Source organism: Mesorhizobium sp. WSM4821, from assembly GCF_055901555.1.
Genome location: NZ_CM148371.1, coordinates 1,762,331 through 1,780,720, shown reverse-complemented (window position 1 = coordinate 1,780,720; position 18,390 = coordinate 1,762,331). Strand labels below are relative to the sequence as shown.

Genomic DNA, 18,390 nt, shown 5'->3' with positions numbered 1-18,390 from the left:
CGCGCGCTCCGCACCGGGGCGAGGCTTGGCTTCAGCTTGGTGAATTCGCCTGTGGGCGGCCTAAAATCGCCGCGCACTTTGAGCGACTCGCTCTAGCGGCTGGCCTGCATCTCCGATCCGATATAAGCGATGCGCAGCATGTTGGTGGAGCCCGGCGTCCTCAGCGGCACGCCGGCCGTGATGATAACCCGGTCGCCCGGCTTGCCGAATCCCTCGTCCAAAGCAATGCGGCAGGCGCGGTCGACCATATCGTCGAGGTCGATGGCATCGGGCGAGACGACGCAATGCGTGCCCCACAAAAGCGACAGCCGCCGCGCCGTGTTGACGATCGGCGACAGCGCGACGATCGGCACCTGCGGCCGCTCGCGCGCGGCGCGCAGGCCGGTCGTGCCGGACGCCGTATAGCTGATGATCGCCGACAGTTTCAGCGTCTCGGCGATTTCGCGGGCGGCCAGCGAAATCGCGTCGGCGCCGGTCGCTTCCGGCTGCGAGCGCTGCGCATTGATGATGCCGGCATAGGTCGGGTCGGTTTCAACCTTGGTGGCGATGCGGTCCATCATCGCCACCGCCTCGACCGGGTAGGCGCCGGCCGCGGACTCCGCCGAGAGCATGATGGCGTCGGCGCCTTCGAACACGGCGATCGAGACGTCCGACACCTCGGCGCGGGTCGGCACGGGTGCTGCGATCATCGATTCCAGCATCTGCGTGGCGATCACCACCGGCTTGCCGGCGCGCCGCGCGGCGCGAGTGATCTGCTTCTGGATGCCGGGCACGGCTTCGAGCGGCATTTCGACGCCGAGATCGCCGCGGGCGACCATCAAGGCATCCGAAAGTTCGATGATCTCGGCCAGCCGCGCGACGGCTTGCGGCTTTTCGATCTTGGCCATGATGAGCGCACGGCCGCGCGCGATCTTGCGCGCTTCCGCCAGATCCTCCGGCCGCTGCACGAACGACAGCGCCACCCAGTCGACACCGGTGGCCAGCACCTCATCGAGGTCCCTGCGGTCCTTTTCGGTAAGCGCGCCTACCGGCAGGTCGGTGTCGGGCAGGCTGACGCCTTTCTTGTCGGAGATCGTGGTGCCGGCGATCACGGTACAGACGATCGCCTTGCCGTCGCTCTTCACCGCCTTCAGCTCGAGCTTGCCATCGTCGATCAGAAGGCGGTCTCCGACCTCGACCGATCTCAGGATTTCGGGATGGGGCAGATAGACCCTGGTCGAATTGCCAGGCTCGGGATTGTCGTCGAGCGTAAACGTCTGGCCGAGTGTCAGCGCCTCCTTGCCGTTGGCGAATTTGCCGACCCGCAGCTTTGGCCCCTGAAGGTCGGCGAGAATGCCGATCGGCCGGCCGACCGCTTTCTCGACGGTGCGGATACGACCGACAAGCGTGCGCATCAATTCATGATCGGTGTGGCTCATATTGATGCGGAACACGTCGGCGCCGGCTTCGAAGAGCTTCTTCAGCATATCCTCGGAGGAGGAGGCAGGACCGATGGTGGCGAGTATCTTGACCTTGCGGCTACGTCTCATTGACTGTTTGTTCCCGGGGCGGCTGGAGCGCCCCCCGTTGCGGGGTCGTCGGTCAGCTGGACCATCCAGCTTGACTGCTCGCCCGTGTCATATTCCTGGAATCCGGCGCGCTGGAAGCCCCGGGCGACGCAATCCGCAACGCCGGCGATCTTGAACTCTTTTTCGGCCACGCACATGTTGATCGGGCCATCCCAGCGCCCGCCGCGCTCCGCGTCTTCTGCATAGAGATAGTAAAACCTTGATGACAGCGGCCCTTCGATCAACGTCTTGCAGCTCGATCCTTCGATGTGCCACCAACCTTCGGTGATCCAGCCGGCCTTGGCGCGATAGCCGATGCCGACGCCGACCAGGTTCTGCGTGGCGTTGCAGACACGGAAATCGGCGCGCGCGGGCGAGGCAGCAACCATCGCGGCGAAGCCCACGGCAAGGCTCAGGAGCGGCATGGCGAAGGCATAGCGCACGCGCGGCCTGCCGGCGGAATCCATCCTGAAACCCCTCAAGAACCACATTTGCATCTCTCAACGCCCCTTTTCGGAAAAGTCCGGGCGCATGTCAACGCGCCCATTTGCCCAATTCCAATCGATTTAGGAAGGCTCTGGCGCACGGTCTGCCGCCCTGTGCCAGATTTCCGCAGAAACCATGGCCAAACAACGGCATTGCGCAAGCGTCCTCTTCGTGGAATGACGATACCACCCTCCCCGGAAGCCAGCGAACAGACCATTTCCCACCAATGACCCGATCCACAGTTTTTGCGCCTTTCGACATCGTCGAAGGCGACCGCAAGCGAGGCATCGTGCTCCTGGCCGATCACGCCCGCCGCGACCTGCCGGAGGACTATGGCAGTCTCGGCCTGCCAGCGGCGGAATTCGACCGCCATATCGCCTACGACATCGGCGTCGAGACGGTGACACGAGAACTGGCCGCTTTGCTCGGCGTGCCGGCGGTATTCGCCACTTTTTCGCGACTTCTAATCGATCCCAATCGCGGCGAAGACGATCCGACGCTGATCCGCCAACTCTACGACGGCACGGTCGTACCGGGAAACTACCCCATATCAGCGGAAGAGCACGAAAGGCGGCTGGATCGATTCTACCGGCCCTATCACGACGCGGTCGGCGCCATGATCGCGTCGGTCGCGCAGGCCTCCGCAAGCGCGCCCTTCATCTTCTCGGTGCATTCCTTCACGCCGGCGATGCAGGGGCTCGAGCGCGCGTGGCATGTCGGTATCTTGTGGGATCGCGACGACCGGGTGGCGCGGCCGTTGATCGATATGCTGGCCGCCGACAAAGACCTCGTCGTCGGTGACAACGAGCCTTATGATGGCGCATTGCGCGGCGACACCATGTTCAGGCATGCCATCGTCAACGGCTTTGCCCATGCGCTGATCGAGATCCGCCAGGACCTGATCGCCGATCGGAAGAATGCGGTTGCATGGGCCGAACGGCTGGCACCGATCGTTGACGCGATCAATCGCCGCCCCGATATACATGCTGTGAAGATGTTCGGCTCGCGCACCGGGCCACTATGACGGAGGCCCAAGGAGGCCAGGAAGCAATGACCGATCTCAGCGACGAGCAAAAACGCGATTTCGAAGCCGCCGCCTTCCGCCGGCTGGTCGCGCATCTGCGTGAGCGCACGGACGTGCAGAACATCGACCTGATGAACCTTGCCGGCTTCTGCCGCAACTGCCTGTCCAACTGGTATCGCGATGCCGCGCAGGCCGAGGGCGTCGATCTCGGCAAGGACCAGTCGCGCGAGATCATCTACGGCATGCCCTATGCCGAATGGCAGGCGCTCAACCAGACCGAGGCCTCCGACGCCAAGAAGGCGGAATTCGAGGCAAGACGCCCAAAGGATCATTAGGGCCGTGATCCCGGACTGAAGGGCCGCGTAAGCGAAAAGCGGAGATCCGGTTTTGCTGCGCTGACCTGCGCTTCGGATAAGATCGTAGTTAACCCATTCGATTAGATCGGTCCCAGGTACCGCTTGGCCCAAGCACTTTCGGCCGAGAGCGCTTGACTGACGATTGAATCGATCTAATTTGCCGCCCGATGCCATTTTCGGACCGGATTCTACGCGATGCACGCGCAAAACGTCATGCAGGCCGCCATTCATGGACGATGGGCGGTGGCGGCCATCTTCCTCGCCAATGGCTTCCTGACCGGCGCCTGGGCGCCGCAGATCCCGGTGTTCCTGACCCGGCTCGACATCTCGAAGTTCACGCTCGGCCTGCTGATCCTTCTGTTCGGCGCCGGCGCGGTCACGGCGATGACGTGGTGCGGTCACCTGATCTCCAGGCATGGGTCGCGCACCGTGCTGCGCTGGTTCGGTCTCGTCGGCAGCTTCGGCCTGCTGGTCGTGGCGCTGGCCCCCAACGTGCCGCTGGCGGCGATCGCCTTGTTCATCTTCGGCGGTTCGATCGGCGGCATGGATGTCGCCATGAACGCCAATGCGGTCGTGGTGGAACGGCGGTTGTCCCGCGCAATCATGTCGTCCTCGCACGGCTTCTGGAGCCTCGGCGGTTTCGCCGGCGGCGCTCTCGGCGGCTTCGCCATCCAGAACTATGGCCATCTCGCCCACGCGGCGGTCGTGACGGCACTGGCCTTTGCCGTGATCGCAGTGGCGGTCCGCCACCTGGTAGCCGAAGACAAGCCGCTCCGAGGGTCAACAGGCGGCAACGGGCATCGCAAATTCACGCTGCCGGGAAATCCGCTGGTCTATCTGGTCGGGCTGATGGCGCTGCTCACAATGATCTCCGAAGGCGCGGTGCTCGACTGGGCGGCGCTGTATCTGCGGCAGGAACTCGGCGCCGATCTTGCCATAGCGGGCCTTGCCTACGCTGCCTTTTCGGGCGTCATGGCCGTCATGCGCTTCCTTGGCGACGAGGTCCGCAACCGCTTCGGCGCGGTGACGACGCTGCGCGTGTCGGCCCTTGTCGCCGCCGCCGGCATGCTGGTGGCCGGGCTGGCACCCTCATCCTGGCTTGCCATAGCGGCTTTTGCCTTTTGCGGCTTCGGCATCGCCAACATGGTGCCGATCCTGTTTTCCGCCGGCGGCAACCAGGAAGGCATGTCGTCCGGCACTGGCATGAGCGTCGTCACCACAATGGGCTATTCCGGCATTCTGGTGGCGCCGTCGGCAATCGGCTTCATCGCCGAGCACTCGAGCTTCGGCCCGATCTTCGTCGCTTTGTCGGGGCTGCTGGTCGTCGTTCTATTGATGGCCGGGCTCGCTCATCGCGCCGAATTCGCCCCCGACGCCGCACCAGCCGAATAGCGCTTCAACGCCTCGTGAAGAAAATCCGCGACGCGGCGTATGCGCACGCTGGTGCGCACATCGCGGTGCATGGCCAGCCATACCGGCAGCGTCGGCAACGCGAGGTCCGGCAGCACTGTCTCCACCAGCGGATCGCGGTTGGCCAGCGGTTCCTGGCCAAAGCCGATGCCGTTGCCCGTCCGCACCGCCTCCCACAGTACGATCTGGTTGTCGGTCCTGAAGCGGAAGGCATTGCGGGTGAGCGAGACGCCGAATTGGGCAAAGCCGCGAATGATCTCGTCGCTGCGGTCGAAGCCGATCAGGTCGTGGCCGGCAAGATCACCGGGTTCGCGCGGACGGCCGCGCCGGTCGAGATAGGATTTTGCCGCGCAGGCGCGAAGCGGAATGTCGGCCACCTTGCGCGCCACCAGTTCGTTCTGCGCCGGCTTGACCATCCGGATGGCGATGTCGGCATCGCGGCGTAACAGGTTTTCGACCTGGTTCGACGCGGAGATCTCGACCTCGATGCCGGGTTCCTCGACGCCCAGCCGCGCCATCATCCCGGGCAGGACATAGGCCGCCACCACTTCGCTGGCGGCAATGCGGACCGTGCCCTCGATCGCCTCGGCCGACCCCAGCGCCAATAGCGAAAAGGCGCTCGCCTGCTCGCTCACCGCCTGGCCGCGCTCATAAAGCGTGCTGCCGGCTTCGGTCAGCGCATAACCACGCCGCCCGCGCCGGAACAGCGTGACGCCGAGCGCCTGCTCCAACTCGGCGATATGGCGGCCGAGCGTCGGCTGGCTTGCGGCCAGCTTGCGCGCGGCGGCGGACAGGCTGCCGGTTTCCGCTACCGTGACGAAGCTCTTGATCAGGTTCCAATCGATATCAGTCATTCAAAATTGAATAACAGATCGACAGATTAAGTCAATTTCCATTCGTTTGAGGGCCAACCATATTCGGAGCGTAACGCAAACCCGGACACGAAAAATGACCAAGATCGCAATTCTAGGCGCCAACGGCCGGCTCGGCCGGGTAGCGGCCAAGGCCTTCCGCGACGCCGGCTACGACGTCCGGGCTGTCGCCCGCAGCGGCAAGATACCGGCGGAACTCGCGGGCGCCACAGCTGTCGCCGGCGACGGCCTCGATCGCGAAGCGCTTATCCGCGCCACCGAAGGCGCCGACATCATCTTCAACGGCCTCAACCCGCTCTACACCGACTGGGACAAGTGCCTGCCGATGGCCGAGAATGTGATGGCCGCCTGCCGGGCGAACGACGCATTGCACCTCGCTCCAGGCAACGTTTACAATTATGGCTCGCCGATGCCGGCGGTGATCACAGAAGACACGCCATTTCTGCCGACGACCGAAAAGGGCCGCATCCGCGTCGCCCTGGAAGACCTCTTTCGCCGTGAGGCTGAATCGGGTCGAGTGCGCACCATTCTGCTGCGAGCCGGTGATTTCTTCGGCGGCACCGGCACCGGCTCATGGTTCGACCTTGTCGTCGCCGCCAAGATCAACAAGGGTTTCTATACCGCCCCCGGACCAGTTGATCTTGTGCATGAATGGGCCTACTTGCCGGACCTGGCCAGGGCATTCGTCGGACTGGCGCAAAATCTCGACAAGCTCGGTACCTACGAGGCGCTGAACTTCCCCGGTCACGCGGTCACCGATCTGGCGATCAAGGCGGCTGCGGAGAAAGCGCTCGGGCGCACGCTGAAACTGACGTCGATGGCGTGGTGGGTGCTGCGCGCCGGCAGCCCGTTCGTGGCGATGTGGCGCGAGATCGTCTCGATGTCCTATCTTCGTTTCGAGCAACACCAGCTGACCTCGGTGAGGCTCGAAGGCATTATCGGCACGATCCCGCATACGCCGCTGGACAAGGCGGTGGCGGACGCTCTTGCCGATATAGGCATTGCGACCATTGGCGCACCACACAGCCGGATGGCCGCTTGAGCGAAATCGAATTCATCGAGGCAGGCAAAAAGGCCGCCCGGTTCCGGAGGCCTTTTTCTTCGCACGGTTCAAAATACGCGCGGCGCGCCAAGCGGTATCAGTCTATTCGGCGGCCTTCGGAAAGGCTATCTCGGGTTCTGGACCCAACTCTGGCTTCGCCTCCGGCGATGAAATCTCGCCCTTGCCGCGCCTGAACAACCGGCTGAACCAGCCGCGCCGGGCCCCGGGCTTGACCTTGGCCCGGGTGAACACCATCAGCATCGACGGTGTCACCACCAGCGTCAGCACGGTGGCGAAGGACAGGCCGAAGACGATCGCCGAGGATAACGATATCCACCATTGCGTCGACGGCGCGTTGATCGTCGTCTCGTGATGGAAGATTTCGAGACCGAGGCCGAAAGCGATCGGCAGCACGCCGAGGATCGCCGACACCGCCGTCAGCACAACCGGGCGGGCACGTTCGCGGCAGGTCTGCAGCACCGCTTCGACTTTGTCCCAGCCCTCTTCGCGCAGCCGATCATAGGTGTCGATCAGCACGATGTTGTTGTTCACCACCACACCGGCCAGCGCGATGACGCCGATGCCCGACATGACGATGCCGAATGCCTCGCCTGTTAGAAGAAGGCCGAGGAACACGCCGATCGTCGCCATGACCACGCAGGACAGCACCAGCCAGACGCTAGTGAACTTGTTGAACTGCGCAAGAAGCACGAGGAAGATCAGGAAAATCGCGGCGCCGAACGCCTTGCTGAGGAAGGCGCTGGCCTCGGCGCTGTCCTCGTTCGAGCCGGCGAGTTTCCAGCGAATGCCGCTGCCGAGATCCATATCGGCGACAGCCTGGGTGACCTCTTGCTGGACGGCCGCGACCTGAGCACCAGCGGCAACGTTGGCCTGAACGACCACCGTGCGCGCGCCATCGATGCGGTTGAGGATGCCGACGGTCGGCTCGGGCTTGCGCGCGACGAAATTCGAGATCGGCACCGACCCTTGTGAAGTTTGCACCCTGAGCTCGTCAAGCATCGACAGCGTGCGCCGGTCCTCCGGCAGACGCAGCCTGATGTCGACGGCGTCATCCGATCCGGCAGGCCGGTATTCGCTGAGCTTCAGCCCGTTCGTCACAAGTTGCACCACCGTTCCGACCGAGGTCGGGCTGATGCCGTATTGCGCCGCCTTGGCGCGATCGACCTCGAGCGCCCAGTCGACGCCGGGCGGCGGCAGGCCGTCGGAAATGTCGATGACGCCGGGCACCTTGGCGATGCGCGCGGCGACGGCGCGGGCTGTGTCGTCGAGACCTTCCGGATCGACGGCCGAAAGCCTGATCTGGATCGGCTTGCCGGTGGGCGGACCGGCCTCGGGCACGCGAACCTCGACGTCGACGCCGGGAATGCCGGCCATGACGCCGCGCAATTCGTCCAGGATCGAGTTCGCCGATTTGCGCTCGCGCCAGTCGACGAACTCGTATTGGATCACGCCGACCACGTCTTCGGGAATGTCCTGGCCGCCGCCTTGCGTCTTGCCGACACGGGTATAGACCGACTTCACGCCTGGCCAGCCGAGAAGCCGGTTTTCCGCGGTCTTCGTGGCGGCATCCATTTCGGCGAGCGAAAGATTGCCGCGGGCGTGCACATAGAGCAGGCCGTAGTCGGGCTCGACATTCGGGAAGAACTCGACGCCGGCGCCGTATTTCGAATAGGCGAAGCCGACACCGAACAAAAGGGCGACGGTCAGCAGAAGCACGGTGATGGGAAAGCGCACCGCCTGCTTGACCACGGCCATATACCAGCCATCGCGGTTATCGTCCTCGTGATGGGGCGGCGCCTTGGCGAACAAGGCGCCAAGCGTCGGCGCAAAGACCAGCGCATAGAGCATCGAGGCCGAAAGCGTGACGATCAGCGTGATCGGCATGTATTTCATGAAGTCGCCGATGATGCCCGGCCAGAACAGTAGGGGCGAAAAGGCGGCGATGCGCGTCATCGTCGCCGCGATGACCGGGCCGGCCATGCGCTTGGCGGCGAGCGCGAAGGCTTCTTCCTTCGGCATGCCTTCGCTCATGCGCCGCTCGGCGAATTCGGTGACGATGATGGCGTCGTCGACCAGCATGCCGACCGCCAGGATGAGGCTGAACAGCACGATCATGTTGATCGTGTAGCCCATCATGGCCAACAGCAGGATGCCGATCAAGAAGGACGATGGAATGGCAAGGCCGATCAGCACCGACGCACGGCCCGACAGCGCGTAGAGAATGACGATGAACACCAGGATCACGGCGATCATGACGTGGTTCTGCAGATCGCCGAGCAACTGGTTGACGAAGACCGATTTGTCCTGGGTGTAGGTTACGTGCATGCCTTCCGGCATCGACTCGAGGTAGGCATCGGACACTTTCATCACCTGGGCGATCGTATCGATCAGGTTGGAGCCGATCCGCTTCTTCACCTCGATGGCGATCGCCGGCTTGCCGTCGAGGCGGGTCACCGTCTCGGCGTCCTTGAAGGTGGAGCGGACGGTGGCGATATCCTTGGCCTGCACCACGGCATTGGGGCCGGCGACGATGGGCAGTTCCGCCACGTCCTCCGGCGTTTCGATCAGCGACGGCACCTTGACCGCATATTTGCCCTCGGACCCTTCGATGTTGCCGGCGGCGACGAGGCTGTTGGAATCACCAACCGCACCGATCAGCTGCTCGAGCTGCAGCCCGTAGGAAGACAGTTTCATCGGATCTATGACGACTTCGACGAGATCGTCGCGCGCGCCTTGCAGCGCACCTTCCAGCACGCCGGGCACTTCCTCGATGCGGTCGCGCAGTTCGCGCGCCGCCGCGGTCAGCAGGCGCTCCGGCACCTCGCCCGACAGCGTCACGACCAGAACGGGAAACTCGGAGACGTTGACTTCGGTAACGACAGGCTCCTCGGCTGCCTGCGGCAGGTCGGCCTTGCCATCCTGAACCTTGCTGCGCGTGTCCTGCAACGCCGTCGCCAGATCCGTCTGCGGGTGGAATTCGACCAGCACGTAACCGCCGCCCTGGAAGGCAGCCGAGCGCATCTCCTTGAGGCCCTTGAGGCTTTTCAGCTTGGCTTCCATCGGCCGCAGCAGAAGGCGTTCCGAGTCCTCCGGCGAGATGCCCTGATAGATCAGGCTGACATACATCATCGGAATCGGAACATCGGGTTCCGCTTCCTTCGGCGTCGACTGATAGGCGACCGCACCCGCAAGGATGAGGAAGATCAGGATCGAAATGGTCAGCCGGGCATTGTTGATGGCAAGTTTGACGATATCCATGATTACTGCGTCCCGGCCGTCGCTTCGCCCAAGAGCTTTCGGATGGTCGCCTGGTCGGCCTCGACCGGCTTGACCACTTCACCTTCCGTCACCAGTTCCTGGCCGGCGACGATGATGCGCGCGTCGGCCGGGATGCCGCCGAGCACCAGGCCGGTCGGCGTATCGTCGACCAGGTCGATCGGGAAGAACACGACCTTGCTATCCTTGTCGACGGCGCGAATGCCGAGGTCGCCCTTGTCGCCGAGCGTCACCACCGAGCGCGGCAGCATGACGGCGTCGGTAGGCTGCGCGCTGAGCGCGATCTCGGCCGTCATCCCGGCGGGAATGGCGCCCTCGGGATTGGGGACGGCTATCTCGACGCGGAAGGTGCGGGTGGCGGACGACGCGTCGCGGCTGATGTAGCGCACGGTGCCCTCGACGGTCTGGCCGCTGACCAGCCGTACATTCGCCTTGTCGCCGATCTTCAGATAGCCGAGATCGCGTTCGCTGACCTCGCCGCGGGCGATCACGGGATCGAGCTTGATAATGGTCGCCACCTCGCCGCCCTGCATCACGGAACTACCAAGCTCCACCGGCACCCGGTCGATGACGCCGTCGAAGGGCGCCTTCACTTCGTTGCGGTCAAGTTCGGCTTGGGCCGTCTCCAACAGGGCCTGCGCCGAGGTCAAATTCGAGCGCGCGGTGTCAAGCTGCAGCTTGGGCAAATTGCCGGTTTTCATCAGCCGAAGGGCTGCAGCCAGCTCGGCCTCACGCTGCACGACAAGCTGTCTGGCATTGTCGACCGCTGAGATTTTTTCCTCGGCGGCGAGCATCAGCACCAAGTCGCCGGTCTTGACGTGCTGGCCTTGGCTGACCGGCAGCTTGTCGATGATGCCGGCGACGCGGGTCGCCAGGACCGCGCGCTTATCGGCTTCGGTCAGTCCGGAAATCCGGATGGCGCGCGCATAGGTACGCCTGGGCGGGGTTATGACCGCGACGGTGCGCGCGGGCGGCTTGGACTGCTCTGCCTCAGTGGGCTTGGCCTTGCCGGCGTCAGCCGCCTCTGGCTGCCCGACCTCTCCCGCCTTGGGTTCGTTGTCGGCGGCCGCGCTGCCGACGGAAGAGAACTCCCCCGTCGCCATCCAGGCAGCGAACCCGACAAGCACGACAATGGCTGCAAGCTTGTGAAACCTGTACTTCGGCATCGTCATTTTTCCAGTGCGGGGTTCGGCCAGGCCGCATCTTCTAACTCGGGCGCGTCGCCGATATGGGTGCGCGCAAGGCCGTGTTCAACTTGCCGTGATCGGCGACCGAGCTTCTACATCAAAGTTGCACCGCAATATAGTCAGAAAAGTTGATGGGTTATTACTTCGCTGGGCTGGACGCGCCCGCCGCCACGCGGCGCGCCCCCGGGCAGGCCCTTGGCTGCATCGACCGTCATCGGCGCCGTTGTCTGGCTTTGTGCGGTTGCGAAAGGCATAGCCGCAAACGGCATGGCAGCAGGCGTCAGCATGATGGGAAATAGTTCATGCGAAGGCCACCTCTTTCGACAAGGGCAGCGTCCGGATGCGCTTGCCGGTCAGTGCGAAGACGGCATTGGCGAGTGCCGGTGCCGCCGGCGGTGTGCCCACCTCGCCGACACCGCCCATCTTGTGAAAATTCTCCAGGATAGCGACTTCGAACGCCGGACACTGGAAGATGCGCATCGCATCATAGTCGTGAAAGTTGGACTGTTCGACCATGCCGTCGGCGAAAGTAATCTCCTGGCCCATCGCCGCCGACAGGCCGTAAATGGCCGCGGAAATGAGCTGTGCCTCGATGATGCCGGGATCGAGCGCGGTGCCGACATCGGCGGCGATCCACACCTTCTCGATAAGAACTCCGGCTGGCGTGTCGGCGACCTGAACGACCTCGCCGACCCAACTGCCGAAGGACAGAGTGAACGCCATGCCCTTGGCCTTGCCGGCGGGCAGCGCCTCGCCCCATTTCGCCATTTCGGCGACCTTTTCGACCACCTTCACCGCTGCGGGATAGGCAGCCATCAATTTCTTGCGCAATTCGACCGGGTCGGTTTTTCCGGCGACGGCGATCTCGTCCAGAAATCCTTCATGAAAGAAACCGTTGATCGAACTGCCGACCGACCGCCAGGAGCCGACCGGGATGGAGACGGGTGCGGCGATGCCGGTCACCCGGTAGTTCGGGATCGTATAGGGCTGGTTGTGGGCTCCGTCGACGATGGATTTGTCGGGGCCGAGCGGCGAGATCGACGGGAACAGCCGGCGCAAGGTGCTGGCTATCATCGATGGAGAGGCGATTTTCATGTCGACGGCGACGGGCATGCCGTCGTCGCCAAGCCGCGCCTGGAATTTGCCGGCGGAAGCCGGCCGGTAGGCGTCGTGGCGCATGTCCTCCTCGCGCGTCCAGATCACCTTGATCGGCCGGCCGGCCGTTTCTTTCGCCATCAGCGCGGCACAGAGCGCATAGTCCACCTCGACGCGCCGGCCGAAGCCCCCGCCCATCAAGGTGGTGTGGACGCTGACGTTGTCCTGCTCGATGCCGACAGCATTGGCGCAAAGCTGCCGCACCAGGGTCGGCGCCTGGTTGCCGCACCAGATGTCGAGGACGCCGTCCTTCAGCCGCGCCGTGGCGTTCATCGGCTCCATCGTCGCATGCGCCAGATAAGGCACCGCATAGTCGGCCTCGACTATTCTTTCGCGCGGCGCATCGGCAAAGGCGGTGTCGACGTCGCCATCGTCGCGCATTTCCGACCCCTTGGTGCCAAGCGCCCGCTTCAGCACGTCGGAAATGGCGGCGCTGTCCAGCGGATACTCGGGATCGGCCCATTCGGCGTCGATCGCCTCCGCTGCCTTGAACCCCGCCCAGGTGTTTTCCGCGATGATCCCGAAGCCGTGGCCGTAATTCGTTTCGATCGGCACGATCCTGACCACGCCGGGCATTTTCTCGGCCTTGGAGACGTCTGCCTTGACCGGCTTGGCCCAGAAGCGCGGGCTCATTTTGACCGTGCCGTACAGCATGTCAGGCAGTGTCACGTCGATGCCGAAGATCGGCGCCCCGGTGACCTTGGCCAGCATGTCGATGCGCTTTTGTGGCTTGCCGAGCAGTTTCCAGTCGGCTTTGTCCTTGAGCCTGACATCCGCGGGCGGCGCCATCGCCGCAGCAGCGGCGGCGACCGCGCCATAGGTCACCGACTTGCCCGAAGCCTTGTGCAGGACCATCCCATTGGCCGTTTCCAGCTCGGCGGCTGCTATGCCGAGCCTTTGCGCTGCCGCGGCAACCAGCATTTGACGCGCGGCGGCGCCTGCTTGCCGCATCTTGAGGAAAGCGTCGCGCGTCGAGGTCGAGCCGCCGGTGGCCTGGATGGCGAGGAATTTTCCGACCACCCCCATGCCGGCGCGCATCGCTCGAGCGGTTACGCTCTCGTCGAAGAAGGCGAACGGACCGCCCTCTTCCAGGATCGTCGCATTGTAATAGGCGTATGAGGCCGGGCCATGCTCGACCTTGATCCGGTCGAGGCCGACATCGAGCTCTTCGGCGACCATGGCGGCGAGCGTCGTCGAGATGCCTTGTCCCATCTCGGCGCGCGGCGCTACGATGGTGATGGTGTCGTCGGCGCCGATCTTCACATAGGGGTTGAAGGTCGCCTCATCAGCGGCGAGATCGCCTTCCAACGGATTCGGATAGGGTTTGCGGTAGTGATAATAGCCGACGGCGACGCCGCCCGCGAGGGCAGCCGCGCCGATGAGAAACGTGCGGCGGGCGATCTTTCCGACGCTTGCCAAGGTCAGATCCCCGCTGTCTTGAGGACGGCCGCTCGTTTGATCGCCGCGCGGATCTTCGGATAGGTGCCACAGCGGCAGAGATTGCCGCCCATGGCGTTGTCGATGTCGGCATCGGTCGGGTCGGCAATCTCGTCGAGCAGCGCCACCGCGCTCATGATCTGGCCGGCCTGGCAGTAGCCGCATTGCGCAACCTGCTCTTCCAGCCATGCCTGCTGCACCGGATGCAATTTGCCGTCGCTGCCGATGCTTTCGATCGTGGTGACGACGCCGGTAACCTGGCCGACCGGCAGCGAGCAGGAACGTATGGGCTGGCCGTCGACATGCACAGTGCAGGCACCGCAGGCGGCGATGCCGCAGCCGAACTTCGGCCCGGTCTTGCCCATGAGATCGCGCAGCGCCCACAACAACGGCATTTCGGGATCGGCATCGATGTCGAATGACTGCCCATCGACGGTGAGGCGCATGGGATACCCTTCGTTGTCGTCCACAGCCCGAGACGAATGACCGGTTGGCCATTTCGTCATCATACATCTTGACAAATTTCGTTATTTTGTCAACAGAGCTTTTTACAGGATAAAGTCGCGCCATGATCGAGATCGAGGACATCGCCACCGACCCCAAGCGCGTCCGCATTCTGGACGGCGCGATGAAGGTGTTTCTGGCTTACGGCTACGCTCGCACCACCATGGACGACATTGCGCGTGCCGCCGACATGTCGCGGCCGGCGCTCTATCTCCAGTTCAAGAACAAGACCGACATCTATCGAGCCATCGCGCTGATGCTGCTTTCCCGCTCGCTCGAGCAGGCGAAAACGGCGCTCGCCGGCGAAGGGCCCTTTGCCGAGCGCATGATGCGGGCCATCGACGAGGCGCTGATCTCGATGATGCGTGCCGTCCACGCCTCGCCGCACGGCGCCGAACTCCTCGATATGAAATCGAGCCTCGCCGACCTGGTCGGCTGCTGGCGCGGCCGCCTTGTCGAGCACATCGCCAAGGCTGTTCAGAGCGAGGCCGGCCGCAATGGCGTCGATCTGGCGGCCAAGGGATTGTCGGCGCGACTGCTCGCCGACATGCTGCTCGACGGTCTGGAAGGCATGAAGACGCGCATCAGCGACCCGGACGAGCAGCGGCAGGCGGCGGCCGCACTGATCAAGGTGATCGACCTCGCGCTGAAAGCTGGGTGGGGTCAGATCTGACGGCGCGTGGCCTCGGGCTGCTTGCGCGCTGCAAGGAATTCCTTGACCCGCCGGCCCGGCGCCGGACCACGCATCGGCTTGAATCCGTCGTCGAGCTCGCCGGAGAGATCGAGCGTCGGCCGTTTGCCGACGGCGTCGTAATTCTCTTCCAGCCAGTCGCTGGCAGCGGTACGGCCAAGGTCGCGCAGATAGGTCAGGAACGCCCATTCGGCATTGACCTTGGACGACGCAGACAGATCCTTGAACGCCTCGTCGGCATCGATGCGGTGCATGCGGATGTCGCGGTATTCGCCATGCGGCAACCGGCCGGCGGCGATCAGTTCCTTGACGAAGGCGATCGAGCGGAATTCACGGAGCAGCCCGGCGTTGAAGGCGATCTCGTCGATGCGGTTCTGGATTTCGTTGGCACTCTTCGGCGTCCCCTCGCGGACTACCGGATTGATCTGCACCAGAAGCACATCCTCGGTGGCAGTCGACTTGAAGAACGGGAACAGTGCCGGATTGCCGCCATAGCCACCGTCCCAGTAGGGCACGCCCTTGATCTCGACGGCACGGAACAGCTGCGGCAGGCAAGCCGACGCCATTACCGTGTCGAGGTCGATCTCGCCATCGGAAAAGACACGCAATTGCCCCGTCTCGACATTGGTCGCGGAGATGAACAGCTCCATCGACTTGCAGGCGCGCACATTGCCGAAATCGATCTCCTGCTCGATCACATCGCGCAGTGGGTTGAGGCCGAGCGGGTTGGCGACGTAGGGCGAAAACACACGAGACATGGTGTCGAAAAACAGATATCCAGGCGTGTTCTCGATCGACCAGTTGCCCCAGGCCACATCCCAGGGCATGCGCTGCACCGGGCTGAACCGGCCCTTCCGCGCCACTGCGCGCCAGAAATCGTCGAGCTTCCGCCGCGCGCCCTCGACCCCGCCGCGGACGAAGCCGTCGGCCAGCGCCACCGCGTTCATGGCGCCGGCGCTGGTGCCCGAGACCGCAGCGATGTCGAGCCGTCCGTCCTCCAGCAACTGGTCGAGCACGCCCCAGGAAAAGGCGCCGTGCGAGCCGCCGCCCTGCAGCGCGACGTTGATCTTCTTTGGCTCCTCCGCCTTGCCGTTTGTCGTCATGGCGTTGCCCTTGTTTTGTCGAGAAATTTGTTTCGCGCGCCCGAATTCACTGCGCGGTCCAGCCGCCATCGACCGAGATGTGCGTGCCGTTGATCCGCGCCGCCGCATCCGAACACAAAAACACCGCGGCGGCGGCAATTTGCTCGACCGTGACGAATTCCTTGGTCGGCTGTTTTTCCAGCATAACCTCGCGGATGACCGTCTCGCGATCCATCTTGTTGGCCTTCATCTGGTCGGGGATCTGGGCCTCGACCAGCGGCGTCAGCACATAACCGGGGCAGATGGCGTTGCAGGTGATCTTGTCGCGCGCCAACTCCAGAGCGACTGTCTTGGTCAGCCCCATGATTCCGTGCTTGGCCGAGACGTAGGCCGACTTGAACGGCGAGGCGACCAGCCCGTGGGCCGAGGCGATGTTGACGATCCTGCCGCCGCCTTCCCTCATCAGCGGAATGGCGGCGGCAATGGTGTGGAAGGCCGACGACAAATTGATGGCGATGATCGCATCCCACTTCTCGATCGGAAATTCTTCCACCGGCGCGACATGCTGGATGCCGGCATTGTTGACCAGTATCTCGACCGAGCCGAATGCATCGGCTGCCTTCGCGACCAAAGCCCGGCATTCGGCCGGCTTCGACATGTCTGCCTTGATATAGGCGGTCTTCACCTTGTGATGCTTGGCGATCGCATCGGCAATGGCCTGGTCGTCGGCTGTGTCGGAAAAGGAATTGACGACGATGTTGCAGTCTTCCGCCGCGAGCGCATGGGCGATGGCCAGGCCGATGCCTGAGGTTGAACCAGTGACGATGGCGGTTTTTCTTGTGGGCAAGGCGAAATCCTTCAGTGTGGCGCTAGCGGGAATATATTGCAGTGCAGCATATATGTCTCCTGCGGCGCAAGAAAAGCGGCACGAACTCGCGACGACATGAAATTTTTGTCATGAAGATGCCGTTCTCACTCGAAGCTGTGCGCCTGACAGGCCGTCTGAGAACCAAGTTTTGTCAGCGATCCTGGGGAGTCGCTTCGGGGTGCGCGTGAGATTGCATTTTGGGTGGGATGGTCATCTGGCTCATGAAAAGACGCAGAGCCCTCTGCACGGCGATGGATGGCGGCTCGGACGGATGCCACTCCGGGAAATGACCATCGATGGCCATGCGTGCCAACCCGTAGACAAGCGCACGCGCGGCAAGCACCAGATGATCGAAGTCGGTGTGCGGAGCAAGCCGACCTTGTTGCTGCGCCTGGGTCAGCAGGTCGATCATCCTCCGGCGAATCGCCTCGTTCTGGTCACGAAGACTGTCGGACGCGTCGAAATCGATCAGCGTCCGGGAACTGATGATCTGGAAATGCGTGGGATTGCCGATCGCCCATTCCAGATAGCCTTGTCCGATTGCTTCGAAGGCCTCAATGGGATCTGCGCTGTCGGCTTTTGCCTGTGCATTGACGACGGCCTCGGTCAGCCGGTTCATGGCCTGTTCGGCGACTGCGGTCAGCAGTGCTGTTTTCGACTGAAAATGCCGGAATGGCGCGCCAGGCGAAACGCCGGCGCGCTTTGCGGCCTCGCGCACAGACACATGCTCTGCTCCGCGTTCCTCGATGATCTCCACGGTTGCATTGATCAAGGCCTCGACCAGATTGCCGTGATGATAACGCTTTGGGCGGCCGGCTTCGCCGGGATCAGGAGTCTTGGTCATGCCTTCCAATAGCATGCAGCCAAAATGTAATCACCGATTATTTTCCTTGCGCCCAAGCAGTTTGTATGTAATCAGTGCTTACACATCAATGGAGATTACCATGCTTCGCATCATCGCAACGACTGCCCTCGCTTTCTCCTTATTGTCGCTCGGTTCTGCACAGGCCGAGGATCGGCCCACCCTGGAAATCGCCTGGCCGGCGGCCGGTTCGGTCATCGAACTCGGCAACGATCCCGAGAAGGCGATCGGCGTCGTCGTCAGGAGCAACTTTACGTTGCGCTCTGCGGGTGAGTGCGGCGACAACAGCCAATGCGGCCACGTGCATATGAAGATCGATCCCGACGCTGACACCTGCAACATCCCCGGCAAGCCGTACAACAGCATGAACAGCGACTTTGGCGGCGAACTCATAAGGGCTCGCTTCGGCCATTGTCCGGTTGGCGTCGGCGAGCACGCGATCGGCGTCCTCCTTGCCGATGACCACCACAAGCCTATCCTAGTGGACGGCAAACCCGTTACTGCTCTGGTGACGGTGACGACGAAATAGCGTGGCCCGGATGCATCTCCGCCTCATTCGAGGCAGAGATG

16 protein-coding genes are annotated in these 18,390 nt (G+C 63.3%); 6 read left to right on the top strand and 10 right to left on the bottom strand.

Going from position 1 to position 18,390, the window contains the following annotated elements; all coding sequences use genetic code 11:
- Positions 1-92: 92 nt before the first annotated feature.
- Entirely contained in the window at positions 93-1,529 is a 1,437-nt protein-coding gene (pyk, locus tag AC0NID_RS08485) for a pyruvate kinase (protein ID WP_473456061.1), read from the bottom strand.
- Positions 1,526-1,972 (bottom strand): DUF1036 domain-containing protein, encoded by a 447-nt coding sequence (locus tag AC0NID_RS08480; RefSeq protein ID WP_473456208.1) that lies wholly within the window; start codon positions 1,970-1,972, stop codon positions 1,526-1,528. The genes pyk and AC0NID_RS08480 overlap by 4 nt, the downstream gene beginning before the upstream one ends.
- A gap of 287 nt (positions 1,973-2,259) precedes the next feature.
- Here AC0NID_RS08480 and AC0NID_RS08475 point away from each other — a divergent pair, with 287 nt between their 5' ends.
- The 3 genes from AC0NID_RS08475 (at position 2,260) to AC0NID_RS08465 (ending at position 4,805) form a co-directional block, all read left to right on the top strand.
- Positions 2,260-3,057: an N-formylglutamate amidohydrolase gene (locus tag AC0NID_RS08475; protein ID WP_473456059.1), complete on the top strand. Its 798-nt coding sequence runs from the start codon at positions 2,260-2,262 to the stop codon at positions 3,055-3,057.
- A 26-nt stretch (positions 3,058-3,083) separates the two neighbouring features.
- Positions 3,084-3,392: a DUF1244 domain-containing protein gene (locus AC0NID_RS08470; protein WP_473456058.1), complete on the top strand. Its 309-nt coding sequence runs from the start codon at positions 3,084-3,086 to the stop codon at positions 3,390-3,392.
- Positions 3,393-3,608: 216 nt separating this feature from the next.
- Positions 3,609-4,805, top strand: coding sequence for an MFS transporter (locus AC0NID_RS08465; protein ID WP_473456057.1), 1,197 nt, complete (start codon positions 3,609-3,611; stop codon positions 4,803-4,805).
- Here the strand turns inward: AC0NID_RS08465 and AC0NID_RS08460 are convergent.
- Positions 4,763-5,677 carry a LysR family transcriptional regulator gene (locus AC0NID_RS08460; protein WP_473456056.1) on the bottom strand — a complete coding sequence of 305 codons (915 nt, stop codon included), beginning with the start codon at positions 5,675-5,677 and terminating at the stop codon, positions 4,763-4,765. The two genes, AC0NID_RS08465 and AC0NID_RS08460, sit on opposite strands and share 43 nt — an antisense overlap.
- 94 nt (positions 5,678-5,771) lie before the next feature.
- Here AC0NID_RS08460 and AC0NID_RS08455 point away from each other — a divergent pair, with 94 nt between their 5' ends.
- On the top strand, positions 5,772-6,737 hold the full coding sequence (locus AC0NID_RS08455) for an NAD-dependent epimerase/dehydratase family protein (RefSeq protein ID WP_473456055.1): 966 nt from the start codon (positions 5,772-5,774) through the stop codon (positions 6,735-6,737).
- Positions 6,738-6,839: 102 nt separating this feature from the next.
- Here AC0NID_RS08455 and AC0NID_RS08450 read toward each other — a convergent pair whose 3' ends face one another.
- The 4 genes from AC0NID_RS08450 to AC0NID_RS08435 all read right to left on the bottom strand — a co-directional run bounded on the left by AC0NID_RS08450 (position 6,840) and on the right by AC0NID_RS08435 (position 14,259).
- Positions 6,840-10,016 carry an efflux RND transporter permease subunit gene (locus AC0NID_RS08450; protein WP_474033427.1) on the bottom strand — a complete coding sequence of 1,059 codons (3,177 nt, stop codon included), beginning with the start codon at positions 10,014-10,016 and terminating at the stop codon, positions 6,840-6,842.
- A 2-nt stretch (positions 10,017-10,018) separates the two neighbouring features.
- Positions 10,019-11,200: an efflux RND transporter periplasmic adaptor subunit gene (locus AC0NID_RS08445; RefSeq protein WP_474033426.1), complete on the bottom strand. Its 1,182-nt coding sequence runs from the start codon at positions 11,198-11,200 to the stop codon at positions 10,019-10,021.
- A 321-nt stretch (positions 11,201-11,521) separates the two neighbouring features.
- Positions 11,522-13,795: a xanthine dehydrogenase family protein molybdopterin-binding subunit gene (locus tag AC0NID_RS08440; RefSeq protein WP_473452619.1), complete on the bottom strand. Its 2,274-nt coding sequence runs from the start codon at positions 13,793-13,795 to the stop codon at positions 11,522-11,524.
- Positions 13,796-13,797: 2 nt separating this feature from the next.
- Positions 13,798-14,259, bottom strand: a complete 462-nt coding sequence (locus AC0NID_RS08435) for a (2Fe-2S)-binding protein (RefSeq protein WP_473452618.1) — start codon at positions 14,257-14,259, stop codon at positions 13,798-13,800.
- Positions 14,260-14,381: 122 nt separating this feature from the next.
- On the opposite strand from AC0NID_RS08435, the gene AC0NID_RS08430 reads away from it, so the two are divergent.
- The gene (locus AC0NID_RS08430; protein ID WP_473452616.1) at positions 14,382-14,990 is read left to right on the top strand and encodes a TetR/AcrR family transcriptional regulator; all 609 of its coding nucleotides are present in this window, start codon (positions 14,382-14,384) and stop codon (positions 14,988-14,990) included.
- Here the strand turns inward: AC0NID_RS08430 and AC0NID_RS08425 are convergent.
- The 3 genes from AC0NID_RS08425 to AC0NID_RS08415 all read right to left on the bottom strand — a co-directional run bounded on the left by AC0NID_RS08425 (position 14,981) and on the right by AC0NID_RS08415 (position 17,715).
- Complete coding sequence (locus AC0NID_RS08425; protein ID WP_473452614.1) at positions 14,981-16,111, bottom strand: patatin-like phospholipase family protein; 1,131 nt, start codon at positions 16,109-16,111, stop codon at positions 14,981-14,983. The genes AC0NID_RS08430 and AC0NID_RS08425 overlap by 10 nt on opposite strands.
- A gap of 46 nt (positions 16,112-16,157) precedes the next feature.
- Entirely contained in the window at positions 16,158-16,937 is a 780-nt protein-coding gene (locus AC0NID_RS08420) for a 3-hydroxybutyrate dehydrogenase (RefSeq protein ID WP_473452612.1), read from the bottom strand.
- A 172-nt stretch (positions 16,938-17,109) separates the two neighbouring features.
- Positions 17,110-17,715 (bottom strand): TetR/AcrR family transcriptional regulator, encoded by a 606-nt coding sequence (locus AC0NID_RS08415; protein ID WP_474033425.1) that lies wholly within the window; start codon positions 17,713-17,715, stop codon positions 17,110-17,112.
- 187 nt (positions 17,716-17,902) lie between these two features.
- On the opposite strand from AC0NID_RS08415, the gene AC0NID_RS08410 reads away from it, so the two are divergent.
- Positions 17,903-18,349, top strand: coding sequence for a hypothetical protein (locus AC0NID_RS08410; RefSeq protein ID WP_473452608.1), 447 nt, complete (start codon positions 17,903-17,905; stop codon positions 18,347-18,349).
- Positions 18,350-18,390: the final 41 nt, after the last annotated feature.